Source organism: Mycolicibacterium baixiangningiae (genome assembly GCF_016313185.1).
Taxonomy (GTDB): Bacteria; Actinomycetota; Actinomycetes; order Mycobacteriales; family Mycobacteriaceae; genus Mycobacterium; species Mycobacterium baixiangningiae.
In genome coordinates this window covers 3,652,074-3,666,820 of the sequence record NZ_CP066218.1, presented here as the reverse complement: position 1 = coordinate 3,666,820, position 14,747 = coordinate 3,652,074, and the positions used below count along the sequence as shown (strand labels likewise).

The window sequence follows — 14,747 nt, the reverse complement described above, 5'->3', positions numbered from 1 at the left end:
TCGGAATGCCGGGGAGATCTTTCGTGTTCGTCGAGTAAGACGACCGGTCATATAGAGCGGTCGACCGGACCAGGAGACCGATATGAACCTTCTCGACGAGGTGCTCGCCGCATACGGCGGAGCCGACCGGTGGCGGCAGATCGACACCATCGCGATTCACCAGACCGTCGGTGGCGTGCTGTGGCCGCTCAAGGGTGTCGGCGGCATCCTCGACGACTCGACCGTGCAGATCCGGGTTCAGGACCAGCAGGCGTGGCACCGGCCGCTGCCGACTGCGGGTCTGCGGTCGCACTACACCCCCCGAGCCGTGGTGATCGAGCACGACGACGGCGCCCACGAGCCGGTCGAAACGCTGCGCGACCCGCGCGCGTCGTTCGCCGGACACACCCTCGAGACAGCTTGGACACCAACGCAACTGGCATATTTCTCCGGCTACGCGATGTGGACGTATCTCACCGAGCCGTATCACCTGACATTCCCCGGCGTACAGATCGAGGAACTCGGCACGTGGCACGAGAACGGTCAGACGTGGCGGCGGCTCGGCGTGCGCTATCCGGACAGCATCGCCACGCACAGCGCCGACCAGATGCTCTATGTCGACGGAGACGGGCTGCTGCGACGGCGCGACTACCAGGTCGACATCGCGGGCGGTTCGCCGGCGGCGCACTACATGGACCACCACCGCGAGTTCGACGGCATCGTGCTGCCGGTCACGCGCGTCGTCCACCCCCGCGACGACGACGGCACCCCGATCCGTGGGATCGTCACCGTATCCGTCGACATCGACGACGTCCGAATCAGCTGAGGTAGCCGATGCCCAAGCCCAGTCTCCGAGATGCGCTGCTTGACGCCGGATTCGAGGCGCTCCACGCCGGTGGGTACTCGGCCACCGGGGTGGCGGCGATCGCGTCGGCCGCCCGGGCGCCGAAAGGGTCCTTCTACAACCACTTCCACAGCAAGGAGGCGCTCGCCGTCGAGGTGCTCGCCCGCTACGGCCAGCGGCGTCGGCTCGATCTGCTCACCGCGCCCGGAGTGCCTCCGCTGCAACGTATCCGCAACCACCTCGACCACCTCGGCGAGGACCTCGCCGCGTACGGGTACCGGCGTGGATGCATGTTCGGCAACTTCGCCGCCGAGGCACCCGCCGCCGCCCCCGCGGTGACTGCCGCGGTGACCGCCGCGCTCGGGAGGTGGCGCGCCCTGCTCGCCGAGACCATCCGCGAGGGTCAGCGGGCGGGGGACATCACCGCCGACGTCGACGCCGATGCCGCGGCACAGTTGATCGTCGACGCATGGGAAGGTGCGGCGCTTCGGGCGAAGGCCGTCGGTGACAGCGCCCCCGTCGACAACGTGACCGCGCTCGTCTTCGACCGCATCCTGTCGGTGCGGTAGGCGATGATGGCCTGATGGCTGCTTCCCTCACCGGCGCCCAGGCTCGCCGGATCGCCGTCGCAGCGCAGGGTTTCGCCGAGCCGAAGCCTCGTGGCCCGGTGACCCGGGCGCACCTGCGCAGGCTGATCAACCGCATCCAGGTCCTTCAACTGGATTCGGTGTCGGTGGCGGTGCGGGCGCATTACGCCCCGGTTTTCAGCAGGCTGGGACCCTATGACCGCGGCGTCCTCGACAGCGCCGCGTGGTCGCATTCTGCGCGCGCCCCCCGCTTGCTGGTCGAGTACTGGGCGCACGAGGCGGCGCTGGTGGCCGTCGACGACTGGCCGTTGTTGCGGTGGCGGATGCGCGAATACACCCACGGCCGGTGGGGCACGCACATCGTCAAGGGCAATCCGCAACTCGTCGACGACGTCGTCGCCGCGGTCACCGAACTGGGTCCGGCCACCGCGGGGCAGATCGAGGAGTACCTCGGTGCCGAACAGCGCGGCCGCAAAGGCCCGTGGTGGGACCGCAGCGACACCAAATGGGTGACCGAGGCGCTGTTCGCCTCCGGTGTGCTCACCACCGCGACGCGGGTGGGGTTCGCCCGCCACTACGACCTCACCGAACGGGTGCTACCCGCCGAGGTCGTGGCCCGGGTGGTCGATGACGACGAGGCGGTCCGGGAACTGTGCCTGCGGGCGGCGGGAGCGCTGGGCGTGGCCACCGAGGCCGACCTTCGCGACTACTTCCGGCTTGCGGCCAAGCAGGTGAAGCCGACGATCGCCGACCTGGTCGCGAAGGGGGAACTGGAACCGGTCGAGGTCGACGGGTGGGCGGCGCCGGCGTATCTGCGGGCCGGACAGACCGTTCCGCGCGCCGACCGGGGGACCGCACTGCTGTGCCCGTTCGATCCGCTGATCTTCTTTCGCCCGCGCGTCGAGCGGTTGTTCAGTTTCCACTACCGCATCGAGATCTACACGCCTGCGGCCAAGCGACAGTACGGCTACTACGTGTGGCCGTTCCTGCTCGACGGCCGACTGGTGGGGCGGGTCGACCTCAAGGCCGAGCGGACTCGCGACGCGCTGCACGTGGTCGGCGCGTTCACCGAGCCGGGGGAGGACCCGGCATACGTCGCGGCGGCCCTTGCCCAGGAGCTGCGGAGCATGGCGGGGTGGTTGGGGCTGAGCGACGTGACGGTCGGGGAGCGTGGCGACCTGGTCGGGGCGCTGGAGCATGCATTGGCATGACCGACAGGGTATGAAAATCGGATGTCCGACAGGCACACAGAAGAGTTGGCGGACCCGGCCCGTCGGGCCCGGGGCATGGGCGGGTCGGTTCGACGATGGTGGCGCCAGAGCGACCAGTTCGATTGGTTCACGGTTTACCTGCGCGACCGTGGGCTCCAGCGGCAGTGGCGTTTGGCCACCTTCGGCTTCACCGCGGTACTCGCGGCACTGCCGATCGTGCTGCTGGGCAGTCCGGTCGGGCCCGACCACACGCTGACGCGAGCGGTAGCGGTCACCTCCGCGGCGACCGGGGCGGGCGCATCGGTGCTGTGGCTGCGGCGGTGGCCGACGCGCAATCAGTCGATGATCTTCAACGCTGTCTGCTCGCTGAGCATCGCCGCGATGTGCCTGGCGATGTCGAATCCCTACAACGGATTGATGGGCTGCACGCTGTTCGCGGCCGTCGGCGGCTTTCTCGCCTATTTCCACGCCCTCAGCCACATGCTGGTCAACCTCCTCGTCGCGATGCTGTGCTCGGCGATCACCGCGGCCCGCTTACTGGGCGAAAGCGGCGACGTGTCGCTGACCGTCGCGGCGCTGCTGACGGTGGTGGCGCTCAACGTCGGCGTGCCGTTCGGCATCGAGTCGCTGGTGCACACCTTGCGTACAGATCTACGGAACTCGGATCGCGATCCGCTCACCGGGCTGCTCGACCGCCGCGGCTTCTACCACGCCGTGCACGAGCTGGCCGTCAACCGTCCAGACGGTATTTGCCTGAACGTCACGATGCTCGACCTCGATGACTTCAAGAAGGTGAATGACACCCACGGCCATGCCGCCGGCGACGACGTGCTCGTGAATGTCGCTGTGGTGCTGCGCCACACGTGCCGCGCCGATGCGGTGCTGTGCCGGCTCGGCGGGGAGGAGTTCGTGATCGCGGACACCGATGGACCTGCCAAGCATGCGGCCACCGTCGAGCGTCTGCGGCGCGAGATCGTCACCGTGCCGTTCGGCGTCACCGCAAGTTTCGGCACGTGCACCGTGACGGCCGACCCGGGCTCGGCGCGGGACCACCCCCGGTTCGTCGACCGCCTCATCGAGGTGGCGGATGCTGCGATGTACCGCGCGAAGCGCGCAGGCGGAGACCAGATTCACCACCGGCATCTCGATTAGGCGGGGCGCGAACAGCGCTTCCTCGAGCCCGACGGAACTACCTCGGCCCGGTGATCCCCCCGACCGAACCCTCGCCGATGGTGCCGACTTCCTGCTCCGTCGCCAGCTCGGGGACCCCGCGCCCGCGAAAGATGTTGATCGCGAAGATGATCGCGCCGATCACCAGCCACACGGCGCCGCCGATCTTGGCCAGCGGATCGGCGTTGAACAGCACGTAGGCGATGATCAGGAAGCCGAGCGTGGGCACGACGAGGTGCAGCAGGTAGTTCCGCGACTTCCTGCGCACCAGGTAGTACCAGAGCACCGACAGATGCAGCAGGCAGAATCCGAACAGCGCACCGAAGTTCACCAGCGACGAGATCAGTCCGATCTGGCCGACGAAGAACAGCACCAGCACCAGGCTCAGCGCGCTGACCGTCAGCAGCGCCAGCATCGGCACTTGCCGGCTGCTGATCCGCGACAGATAGTGGGGCAGTTGGCGGTCGCGGCTCATCGAGTACAGCAACCGGCTGGTCGCGGCCTGGGCCGCCATGGCGTTGGCGAAACCGACGGCCAGCACGTTGACCGCGAAGAACGCGTTCATCCACCCGGTGTTCGCGGCAGCCTGCACCAGCGTGAAGAACGCGTTACCGGCGTCGTCCTCACTGAACGACTCTCGCCCCCCGGCCAACAGGCTCGCCAGCCATGTCTGCACTACGAACAGGGTCGCCACGACGAACAGGGCGATGAGCATGGCCCGCCCGGCGGGGTTGCGTTGGCCCGTCGACTCCTCGGCCAGCGTCGAAATGCCGTCGAACCCAAGGAAACTGAGTACGGCGATGGACAACGCCGTCGCCAGCAGCGGTGCGCTCATCACGCTGGGGTCCCAGATCGGGGAGAGGCTCCAGCCGACGTCGGGCAGCGACTGGCCGTTGATCGCGCGCACCGCGATCACGATGAAAATCGCGACGAACACCAACTCGATGACCAGAAAGACGCGGTTGGCCAACTTCAGCGAGCCGACCCCGGCCAGGTTGATGACGGTGTTGACCAGGACGAAAACGATCGCCCACAGCCAGCGTGGCGTGTCGGGGAACAGACCGATCATCGACTCGGCCGCGAACACGTAGAGCAGCGTCGGCACCAGGAGGTAGTCCAGTAGGATGGCCCAGCCCGCGAAAAACCCTGCAGCGGGGTGGATTCCGCGACCCACGTAGGAGAAGACCGATCCGGCCAGAGGGAACGACTTGGCCATCTGCGAATAGGCCAGCGCGGTGAAGACCATCGCCACCAGGCCGACCAGATAGACCAGCGGCACCATCCCGGACGCGCTGTTGTAGACGGTCCCGAAGATCGCCCACGGCGCGATCGGCACCATGAACACGAGCCCGTAGACCACCAGGTCCACCGTGGCCACCGAGCGGTTGAGTTCCTGCTTGTAGCCGAAGGATTCCAGCGTGCGCTGGCCGTCGGGGGCCGCAGCTGCAGAGGCGTTGGTGTCAGAAGTGGCCATGGGCGGTTCCTGTCGGAGAGTTACGCGGTGGGGTCGTTCGCGGCGAGGAATTCGGCGACGACGGCCCGGAACTCCTCGGGCTTCTCGAGGTGGCTGCAGTGGCTGGCACCGGGAAAGACATGGCTGCACACGTCGGCGATGTTCTCCACGTACGGCGCCCACGTCGCCGGTGTGGCCTCGTCGAACTCCCCGGCGACCACCAGGGTCGGCGCCGCGATGGCGCCGAGCCGGTCGATGATGCTCCAGTCCCGCAACGTGCCCAGGACGTGAAACTCGTTGGGCCCGTTCATCGTGTGATAGACGGTCGGCTCGGCCTCCATCTGCTCCACAGTCTCGACGAAGTCCTTCGGCGGCGGCACCACCCGGCACACGTGGCGCACGTAGAACTCCTCGGTGGCGGCCAGGTACTCGGGGTCGGTGACCGTCCCGGCCTTCTCGTGCCGGTCCAGCGCCTCCTGGATCTCCGGCGGCAGCTGCGCGCGCAGTTCGGCCGCCCCGGCCATCCACAGTTCCATCGACGCGGGGGAGTTGCAGATCGACAGCGACGCCAGACCAGGGGGCTGCAGGACTGCGATCTCCGCGCCCAGCATGCCGCCCCATGACTGGCCGAGCAGGTGATAGTGCTCGATCCCGAGGGCCGACCGCACCGCGTGGAACTCCTCGACGAACAACTCCGGGGTCCAGAAGTCCGCGGGGGCATCGGGCAGGTGAGTGCTGTTCCCGCAGCCGATCTGGTCGTAGTGGACGACCCGCCGGCCGGTCTCGTCGGCCAACTCGGCGATGTTGCGCAGGTAGTTGTGTGCCATACCCGGGCCGCCGTGCAGGACGACCAGCGGCAACAAGCCGTCGCGAGGCTCGTCGGGATCGGCGATCCTCACCCAGGTTTCGTAATCACGGAACGGCACGGTGCGGGTGTCGACAGACATGGCGACCAGAATGAACCGTCAATGGTCTCGTTGCAAGACCAATGATGGTCATTACCATGCCCGTATCCATGGAGAGGGCTGGGAGATGGCTGAGAACGGCGCGGCGGCGACGCCGGGTCTGCTAAACCAGCAGCTCGACATGCCGTCACGCGTCGACGAGATCACCGACCGGTTGGTCACCGCGATCGCGGTCGGCGAATACCTGCCCGGTACCCGCCTTCCCGTCGAGCGTGAACTCGCCGCCTCGCTCGGGGTGGGGCGGATGACCGTCCGTGCGGCTCTGGCCCGGCTGGTGGAGCGCGGGCTACTGGAAACCCGGCGGGGTCGCGGCGGGGGCTCCTACGTGTTGGAACAGTGGCGGGAGTCCTCCACCGGGGCCGTCAGCCGGACGCTGGCGGTGCGGCTGGGTGAACTGCGCGATCGGTGCGACGCGGTGTGCCGGCTGCACGGCGCCATCTGCCGCGCGGCCGCGGAATCGCGCACCGACGCCGACGCGACGGCATTGCGCGAGGCACTTGCGGCTTTCCGCGCCGCCCGCAGCGGTGTCGACGCCCAGCAGGCCGACAGCCGGCTGCACCTGACGATCATGGACGCCGCGCACAACCCGGTGCTCAAGAAGCTGCTGCTCGACCTGGAGTCGTCGGTCAGCATCGCCGCACCGGCGCATCCGTGGGGTGGGCACGACACGATGGCCGCTATGGAGCGGCGGGCGCTGTACGACCACGAACATCTCGTCGATGCCATCGTCGCAGGCCGCCCCGACGAGGCCGACGCGATCGCCCGCGCCCACGTGGCGATCGACTTCGAGGTCATCGCCACGGCCATGCGCCGCGCCGGCGTGCTGACTGACTAAGGTGACGCCGTGGCCGAGACCGCGCCGCTGCGCGTGCAACTGATCGCCAGGACAGAGTTCGTGGCACCCCCCGACGTGCCGTGGGACACCGACGCCGAGGGCGGCTCCGCGCTCATCGAGTTCGCCGGGCGGGCCTGCTACCAGAGCTGGTCCAAACCGAACCCGCGGACGGCCACCAACGCGTCGTACCTGCGCCACATCATCGACGTGGGGCATCTGTCCGTACTCGAGCACGCCTCGGCGTCGTTCTACATCACCGGCATCTCGCGGTCGTGCACCCACGAGCTGATCCGGCACCGGCACTTCTCGTACTCGCAGCTGTCCCAGCGATACGTTCCGGAGAACGACTCGGAGGTCGTCGTTCCCCCGGGCATCGAGGGCGACGCCGAGCTCGAGGAGATCTTCACCGCGGCCGCCGACGCCAGCCGCGCCGTCTACACCGAGCTGCTGGCGAAGCTGGAAGCCAAGCTCGCCGACATGCCCAACGCGACACTGCGCCGCAAACAGGCCAGGCAGGCGGCGCGATCGGTGCTGCCCAACGCGACCGAGACCCGCATCGTCGTCACCGGCAACTACCGCGCATGGCGGCATTTCATCGCGATGCGGGCCAGTGAGCACGCCGACCTCGAGATCCGCCGGCTGGCGATCGCCTGCCTGCGCGAACTGGTCGCCGTCGCGCCCGCGGTGTTCGCGGACTTCGAGATCTACTCGCTGTCGGACGGCACCGAAGTGGCGACCACCCCGCTCGTCACCGAGGCGTGAGGCCCAGCGGGTAATCTTGGTGTCCGTGAGCATCAGCGGATTCGACGTGACAGCCCGGCTGGGCACCGTGCTCACCGCGATGGTCACCCCGTTCAAGCCCGACGGCTCCGTCGACACGGACATGGCCGCGCGGTTGGCGAACCACCTCATCGACTCGGGCTGCGACGGCCTGGTGCTCTCAGGCACCACCGGCGAGTCGCCGACCACCACCGACGCTGAGAAGCTGACGTTGTTGCGCGCCGTGCTCGAGGCGGTCGGCGACCGGGCCCGCGTCGTCGCCGGCGCCGGCACGTACGACACCGCGCACAGCGTCCACCTGGCGAAGGCGTGTGCCGCCGAGGGCGCGCACGGGCTGCTCATCGTCACCCCGTACTACTCCCGCCCGCCGCAGGCCGGGCTCGTCGCGCACTTCACCACCGTGGCCGACGCCACCGACCTGCCCGTCGTGCTCTACGACATCCCGCCGCGCTCGGTCGTTCCGATCGCCTGGGACACCATCCGCACGCTCGCCGAACACCCCAACATCGTCGCGATCAAGGACGCCAAGGGTGACCTGCACGGCGGTGGTCAGATCATCGCCGAGACCGGTCTGGCGTACTACTCCGGCGACGATGCGCTGAACCTGCCCTGGCTCGCCATGGGCGCCGTCGGCGTCATCAGCGTGTGGGGACACCTCGCGGCCAGTCAGCTGCGAGAGATGCTCTCGGCGTTCAACTCCGGCGACGTCGCCACCGCCCGCAAGATCAGCGTGGCGCTCGGCCGGCTCAGCGACGCCCAGTCCCGTCTCGGTGGCGTCACGATGGCGAAGGCCGGCCTGGGCCTGCAGGGGTTCGAGGTGGGCCCGCCACGGCTGCCGCAGATCCCGCCCACGTCCGACGAACTCGCCGCGCTCGCAGAGGACATGCGCGCCGCGGCGGTGCTGCGGTGACGCCGTGAACAAGGACCTCCGCGCGCCGGGCCCGCTCGCAGTCGGCGGACTTCGTGTGACCGCGCTGGGCGGGATCAGCGAGATCGGTCGCAACATGACCGTCTTCGAACACCTGGGCCGGCTGCTCGTCATCGACTGTGGCGTGCTGTTCCCGGGACACGACGAACCCGGCGTCGACCTGATCCTGCCTGACCTGCGCCACATCGAGGACCGGCTCGACCTCATCGAGGCGCTGGTCGTCACCCACGGGCACGAGGACCACATCGGCGCGATCCCCTTCCTGCTCAAGCTGCGGCCCGACATCCCGGTCGTGGGCTCGAAGTTCACGCTCGCGCTGATCCGTGAGAAGTGTCGGGAGCACCGCATCAAGCCGACGTTCGTCGAGGTGGCCGAGGGTCAGAGCAGCAGGCACGGGGTGTTCGAGTGCGAGTACTTCGCGGTCAACCACTCGGTGCCGGGCTGTCTGGCGGTGGCCTTGCACACCGGCGCGGGCACCGTCCTGCACACCGGCGACATCAAGCTCGACCAACTCCCGCTCGACGGCAGACCCACCGACCTGCCGGGCATGTCGCGACTCGGCGACTCCGGTGTCGACCTGTTCCTGTGCGACTCCACGAACGCCGACCGGCCCGGTGTCGGGCCGTCGGAGAGTGAGATCGGCCCGACGCTGCACCGGTTGATGCGCGGCGCCGACGGCCGGGTGATCGTCGCCTGCTTCGCCTCCAACGTCGATCGCGTCCAGCAGATCATCGACGCCGCAGTGCTTCTCGGGCGGCGCGTCGCGTTCGTCGGCCGCTCCATGGTGCGCAACATGGGCATCGCGCGCGAACTGGGCTACCTGACGGTCGACGACTCCGACGTGGTCGACATCGCCGCCGCGGAGATGATGCCGGCCGACCAGGTCGTGCTCATCACGACCGGCACGCAGGGCGAGCCGATGGCGGCGCTGTCGCGGATGTCGCGCGGTGAGCACCGCAGCATCACGCTGACCGCGGGCGACCTGATCATCCTGTCGTCGTCGCTGATCCCGGGTAACGAGGAAGCCGTCTACGGCGTCATCGACTCGCTGGCCAAGATCGGCGCCCGCGTAGTCACGAACGCCCATGCGCGCGTTCATGTTTCGGGCCATGCCTACGCCGGCGAGCTACTGTTCCTCTACAACGGCGTCAAACCGCGCAACGTGATGCCGGTGCACGGAACGTGGCGTCACCTGCGCGCAAACGCCGCGCTCGCCGAGAGCACGGGAGTTCCGGCGGAGGCGATCATGATGGCGGAGAACGGTGTCAGTGTCGACCTGGTCGCCGGGAAGACGAGCATCGCCGGCGCCGTCGACGTCGGCAAGATGTTCGTCGACGGGCTCGTCACCGGTGACGTCGGTGAGACCACTCTCGGTGAGCGCCTCGTCCTCTCCTCGGGCTTCATCGCGATCACCGTCGTCGTGCACCGGGGGACCGGGAAGCTCGCGAGCCCGGCGCAGCTGATGTCGCGCGGGTTCTCCGAGGATCCCAAGGCACTCGAACCGGTGGCGCGCAAGGTCGCCGACGAGCTCGAGAGGCTCGCCACCGATGTGGTCACCGATCCGGGGCGCATCGCCCAGGCGGTCCGGCGCACCGTCGGCAAGTGGGTGGGCGAGACCTACCGACGCCAGCCGATGATCGTGCCGACGGTCATCGAGATCTGACGCTGGCGCCCGGGATCTGACGCCGCCCGTCGGCGGAAATTCACCCGTTCGGACGAGGTACCGCTCGGCCCGCGGTGGTTTGGTGGGACCACAGCGTCCAGACCACCCGTGGTGACGGCGCTGAGCGGAGGAGGATCACCATGCACGCTCACCAACTCATCCACCCCTGGCAGCTGGCGACGACCTGGTCGGGCGCGCACCGGCGCTCCGACGTCGTCGTGACCGTCGACCCCGGGACGGCCGCGGAACCGGCGCCGCAGGAGTTCATCACCGTCGACCAGGTGATGCTGTCCACCGCCGCGGCCACCCAGGCCCCGCGCGCCCGGCACTGGTGGACCGCTCATCATGTGTTCACGCTTCCGGCGCCGCACACCCTGCCGGACAACCGGTCCCACTATTACCCGTCCCGGTGCGTGTACCTCGAGGGCGCGGCGATGTCACGCATGATGGACCACCTCTGACCGGGTCAGCGTTTGTTGACGTATCCGGCGTCCACCGGCAGCGTGATACCCGTGATGTAGCGCGCTTCGTCGGAGGCGAGGAAGGCGACGGCGGCGGCGATGTCCTCGACCTCGAGCGCCTGCACCGGTAGCGCATTTGTCATGTTCGGCGCCATGTCGCCCCTGCCCTGACTCTCCTGCGCCAGACCCTCGAGCCAGCTACGGGTGAAATCGTTGTCGATCATCGGCGTGTTCACCCCGGCGGGATGTACCGAGTTCACCCGGATGCTGTGTGTGGCAAGGATGTTCGCGTACACCCGCATGATGCCGACGATCCCGTGCTTGGCGGCGGCGTACCCGATCGAACCGGCCATCGGTGACGCGAGGCCGACGAGGCCGGCCACCGAACTGGTCAAAATGATCGATCCGCCGTTGCCTGCCTTGATCATCGGCCTCTTGGCGACGTCGACCGTGTGGAAGACACCGGTGAGGTTGACGTCGATGACGTCCTGCCAGGCGTCCTCGCCTGCCATCGGGGCGATGCCGGCATTGGCGACGACCACGTCGAGCCGTCCGCCGAGCCGTTCGACGCCGTCGGTCAGGGCGGTCTTCAACGCGGCGCGGTCGCGGACATCGGCCTGCGAGGCGACGATCCGCGCACCGGTGTCCTCGACCAGTTTGACCGTGCCCGCCAGGTCATCCGGTGTCGCCAACGGATACGGCACCGACGCGATCTGGTCGCACAGATCGACCGCGATGATGTCGGCGCCGTCGGACGCCAGCCGCAGCGCATGCGCGCGACCCTGCCCTCGCGCCGCCCCGGTGATGAAGGCGACCTTGCCCTCGAGTGGACGCATCAGAATCTCCCGGTCAGGGCCGCAGTAGGCCCTTGGCCGGATCGCCGGCCGGAACCGGTTCGAGCATCTTGATGTCGGGGGCGCCGTCCAGATGTTCGCCGACCTCGGCGAACAGGGTGGCGATGCCCGGCGCGGTGCCGTGGGTCTTGAGCGCATCCGCGTCGGCCCACTGCTCGACGAACACGAACGTGCCGTTCGCCTCGTGCAGCGAGTAGAGGTCACAGCCCGGCTCGGAGTGCACTGTCGCGATGGCCTTCTTGCATGCCTCTCGCACGGTCTCGACCGACTCGGGCTTGGCGGTCATGGTGGCGACGACGACTACGGGCATGGGCGGTGAACTCCTCGACAAGTGACGGCCGGATCGGACAGGTGTCCACCCTACTCACGGCGACGCCACCGAGACGCAGGTGAAACCATTCTGTGACCCGTGTGGCTGATGGTGCATGTGGGGCGTAAGCGACTAGGCTGACACCCATGGCTGGTAAGACCGTCGCCCGCTCCGGCGCCCGTACGAGCAGGTCAAAGCCCGGAACGGGGAGTGGTGCACGGCCCAGTCGGCCCGCCAAGTCGTCCGCACCCCGGCGCAAACCGGCGCCGCGGCGCCATCCGTCCCCGGTCGGTGCCGCCGGTGCCGCCGTGGGCCGGGGAGCCCGCGCCGGGTGGCTGATGCTGGCGAAGGGGGCCGGATCGACGGCCCGCTCGGTCGGCCGCGCCCGCGAGATCGAGCCCGGGCACCGCCGCGACGGGGTGGCTCTGGCGCTGCTGGGGATCGCGGTCGTGGTGGCCGCCGGGTCGTGGTTCGACGCCGCCCGCCCAGTCGGCGAGTGGATCGACACCGTGCTGCGCACGCTCGTCGGCGACGCCGTCGTCCTCGTTCCCGTGGTGCTCGCGGCCGTCGCCGTCGCGCTCATGCGCAGCGAACCGGATCCGGAGGCCCGCCCGCGACTCCTCCTCGGCGCGACGATGATCACGCTTCCCGCGCTGGGTCTGTGGCACCTGTGGTCGGGGTCGCCGCAGGCCCCGGGGGAGCGCCAGGAGGCAGCCGGGTTCACCGGTTTCGCCATCGGGGGCCCGCTCGCCGACGGGCTGACCGCGTGGATCGCCGCGCCGCTGCTGTTCATCGGGGTGCTGTTCGGGGTGCTGCTGATCACCGGGACGACGATCCGGGAAGTGCCGGAGACGGTTCGGGCGATGTTCTCGACCCGCGGATACGACTACGACGACTACGACGAGTACGGCGAGTACCGCGACGAAGACGACGGTTATGACGAGCCGGAAAGCGCTGCGGCCGAAGACTTCTCGGACGGCTACTACGACGACCCCGCGGTATCCCGGGACGAGCAGCTCTGGCCGTCGGGATCGCCGATGGAGAACTATCCGCTCGATCCGCCTGACGTCGAGGAGCCGCCCACGCTCCCCGAGATCGCCGCACTGCCTGCCGCGCCCGAGGTGAAGCCGAAGCGCAAGAAGCCGGCCGTCGAGAAGAAGCCTGTCGAGGACCAGGACACGCTGTCACTCGACCGCATCGTCGAAGGCCCCTACACGCTTCCGGCGCTGGACCTGCTGATCGCCGGTGACCCGCCGAAGCTGCGCAGTTCGGCCAACGACCGCATGATCGACTCGATCAACTCGGTGCTGCAGCAGTTCAAGGTCGACGCCGCCGTCACGGGCTGCACCCGTGGGCCCACCGTCACCCGCTACGAGGTCGAACTCGGACCCGGCGTGAAGGTCGAGAAGATCACCGCGCTGCAGCGCAACATCGCCTACGCGGTGGCCACCGAGAGCGTCCGCATGCTGGCGCCCATCCCGGGCAAATCGGCCGTCGGTATCGAGGTGCCCAACACCGACCGCGAGATGGTGCGTCTGGCCGACGTCCTCACCGCGCCGTCGACCCGGCGCGACCACCACCCGCTGGTGATCGGGCTCGGCAAGGACATCGAGGGCGACTTCATCTCGGCCAATCTCGCCAAGATGCCCCACCTCCTGGTCGCGGGGTCGACGGGTTCGGGCAAGTCCAGCTTCGTCAACTCGATGCTGGTGTCGCTGCTGGCCCGCGCCACGCCGGACGAGGTCAGGATGATCCTGATCGACCCGAAGATGGTCGAGCTCACGCCCTACGAAGGCATCCCGCACCTCATCACGCCGATCATCACCGAACCCAAGAAAGCCGCGGCCGCGCTGTCCTGGCTGGTCGAGGAGATGGAACAGCGCTACCAGGACATGCAGGCCTCCCGGGTGCGTCACATCGACGTGTTCAACGAGAAGGTGCGGTCGGGGGAGATCACCGCACCGCTGGGCAGCGAGCGTGTCTACAAGCCGTATCCCTACATCCTCGCGATCGTCGACGAACTCGCCGACCTGATGATGACCGCGCCCCGCGACGTCGAAGAGGCAATCGTGCGCATCACGCAGAAGGCGCGCGCGGCCGGCATCCACCTGGTGCTGGCCACCCAGCGGCCGTCGGTCGACGTCGTCACCGGTCTGATCAAGACCAACGTGCCGTCGCGGCTGGCGTTCGCCACGTCGTCGCTGACCGACAGCCGCGTCATCCTGGACCAGCCGGGCGCCGAGAAGCTGATCGGTATGGGCGACGGGCTGTTCCTGCCGATGGGCGCGGGTAAGCCGATCCGATTGCAGGGTGCGTTCATCACCGACGAGGAGATCCAGGCCGTCGTCTCGGCGAGCAAGGACCAGGCCGAGCCCGAGTTCGTCGAGGGCGTCACCGCGGTCAAGGCCGGCGAACGCAAGGACGTCGACCCCGACATCGGCGACGACATGGACGTTTTCCTGCAGGCTGTCGAGCTCGTGGTGTCGTCGCAGTTCGGCTCCACCTCGATGCTGCAGCGCAAGCTGCGGGTCGGGTTCGCCAAGGCCGGCCGGTTGATGGACCTGATGGAGAACCGCGGCATCGTCGGCCCGTCGGAAGGGTCCAAGGCGCGCGAGGTCCTGGTCAAACCCGACGAATTGGCCGGCACGCTGATGCTGATCCGCGGCGGGAGCGACGCGAACGGCGCCGACGACGAGTGATTTGTGCA

General features: G+C 68.5%; 14 protein-coding genes. 10 read left to right on the top strand and 4 right to left on the bottom strand.

Features of this window, described 5'->3' with window-relative positions; translation table 11 throughout:
- The first annotated feature begins 82 nt into the window (after positions 1 to 82).
- Genes I7X18_RS17240 through I7X18_RS17225 form a run of 4 tightly spaced genes read left to right on the top strand, consistent with a single transcriptional unit; the run spans position 83 to position 3,773 of the window.
- Positions 83 to 805 carry a hypothetical protein gene (locus tag I7X18_RS17240; protein ID WP_193043275.1) on the top strand — a complete coding sequence of 241 codons (723 nt, stop codon included), beginning with the start codon at positions 83 to 85 and terminating at the stop codon, positions 803 to 805.
- Between the two features lie 8 nt (positions 806 to 813).
- Positions 814 to 1,392, top strand: a complete 579-nt coding sequence (locus tag I7X18_RS17235; RefSeq protein ID WP_193043274.1) for a TetR/AcrR family transcriptional regulator — start codon at positions 814 to 816, stop codon at positions 1,390 to 1,392.
- Between the two features lie 14 nt (positions 1,393 to 1,406).
- Entirely contained in the window at positions 1,407 to 2,621 is a 1,215-nt protein-coding gene (locus I7X18_RS17230; RefSeq protein ID WP_193043273.1) for a winged helix-turn-helix domain-containing protein, read from the top strand.
- Between the two features lie 21 nt (positions 2,622 to 2,642).
- Positions 2,643 to 3,773, top strand: coding sequence for a GGDEF domain-containing protein (locus I7X18_RS17225; RefSeq protein ID WP_226862583.1), 1,131 nt, complete (start codon positions 2,643 to 2,645; stop codon positions 3,771 to 3,773).
- A gap of 37 nt (positions 3,774 to 3,810) precedes the next feature.
- On the opposite strand, the gene I7X18_RS17220 is transcribed toward I7X18_RS17225, so the two are convergent.
- Positions 3,811 to 5,265: an APC family permease gene (locus tag I7X18_RS17220; protein WP_193043272.1), complete on the bottom strand. Its 1,455-nt coding sequence runs from the start codon at positions 5,263 to 5,265 to the stop codon at positions 3,811 to 3,813.
- Positions 5,266 to 5,285: 20 nt separating this feature from the next.
- Positions 5,286 to 6,191 carry a proline iminopeptidase-family hydrolase gene (locus tag I7X18_RS17215; protein WP_193043271.1) on the bottom strand — a complete coding sequence of 302 codons (906 nt, stop codon included), beginning with the start codon at positions 6,189 to 6,191 and terminating at the stop codon, positions 5,286 to 5,288.
- 85 nt (positions 6,192 to 6,276) lie between these two features.
- Here I7X18_RS17215 and I7X18_RS17210 point away from each other — a divergent pair, with 85 nt between their 5' ends.
- From I7X18_RS17210 to I7X18_RS17190, 5 genes are all read left to right on the top strand, one after another.
- Entirely contained in the window at positions 6,277 to 7,044 is a 768-nt protein-coding gene (locus I7X18_RS17210; RefSeq protein ID WP_193043270.1) for a FadR/GntR family transcriptional regulator, read from the top strand.
- A 9-nt stretch (positions 7,045 to 7,053) separates the two neighbouring features.
- Complete coding sequence (gene thyX, locus I7X18_RS17205; protein ID WP_193043269.1) at positions 7,054 to 7,806, top strand: FAD-dependent thymidylate synthase; 753 nt, start codon at positions 7,054 to 7,056, stop codon at positions 7,804 to 7,806.
- A gap of 19 nt (positions 7,807 to 7,825) precedes the next feature.
- Entirely contained in the window at positions 7,826 to 8,734 is a 909-nt protein-coding gene (gene dapA / locus I7X18_RS17200) for a 4-hydroxy-tetrahydrodipicolinate synthase (protein ID WP_193043268.1), read from the top strand.
- A gap of 4 nt (positions 8,735 to 8,738) precedes the next feature.
- Positions 8,739 to 10,415 (top strand): ribonuclease J, encoded by a 1,677-nt coding sequence (locus tag I7X18_RS17195; RefSeq protein WP_193043267.1) that lies wholly within the window; start codon positions 8,739 to 8,741, stop codon positions 10,413 to 10,415.
- 140 nt (positions 10,416 to 10,555) lie between these two features.
- Positions 10,556 to 10,876 (top strand): hypothetical protein, encoded by a 321-nt coding sequence (locus tag I7X18_RS17190; protein ID WP_193043266.1) that lies wholly within the window; start codon positions 10,556 to 10,558, stop codon positions 10,874 to 10,876.
- A gap of 5 nt (positions 10,877 to 10,881) precedes the next feature.
- On the opposite strand, the gene I7X18_RS17185 is transcribed toward I7X18_RS17190, so the two are convergent.
- Entirely contained in the window at positions 10,882 to 11,712 is an 831-nt protein-coding gene (locus I7X18_RS17185; RefSeq protein ID WP_226862581.1) for a mycofactocin-coupled SDR family oxidoreductase, read from the bottom strand.
- A gap of 13 nt (positions 11,713 to 11,725) precedes the next feature.
- Positions 11,726 to 12,040 carry a putative quinol monooxygenase gene (locus I7X18_RS17180; RefSeq protein WP_193043265.1) on the bottom strand — a complete coding sequence of 105 codons (315 nt, stop codon included), beginning with the start codon at positions 12,038 to 12,040 and terminating at the stop codon, positions 11,726 to 11,728.
- A 146-nt stretch (positions 12,041 to 12,186) separates the two neighbouring features.
- Here I7X18_RS17180 and I7X18_RS17175 point away from each other — a divergent pair, with 146 nt between their 5' ends.
- Positions 12,187 to 14,739 carry a DNA translocase FtsK gene (locus I7X18_RS17175; protein ID WP_193043264.1) on the top strand — a complete coding sequence of 851 codons (2,553 nt, stop codon included), beginning with the start codon at positions 12,187 to 12,189 and terminating at the stop codon, positions 14,737 to 14,739.
- Positions 14,740 to 14,747: the final 8 nt, after the last annotated feature.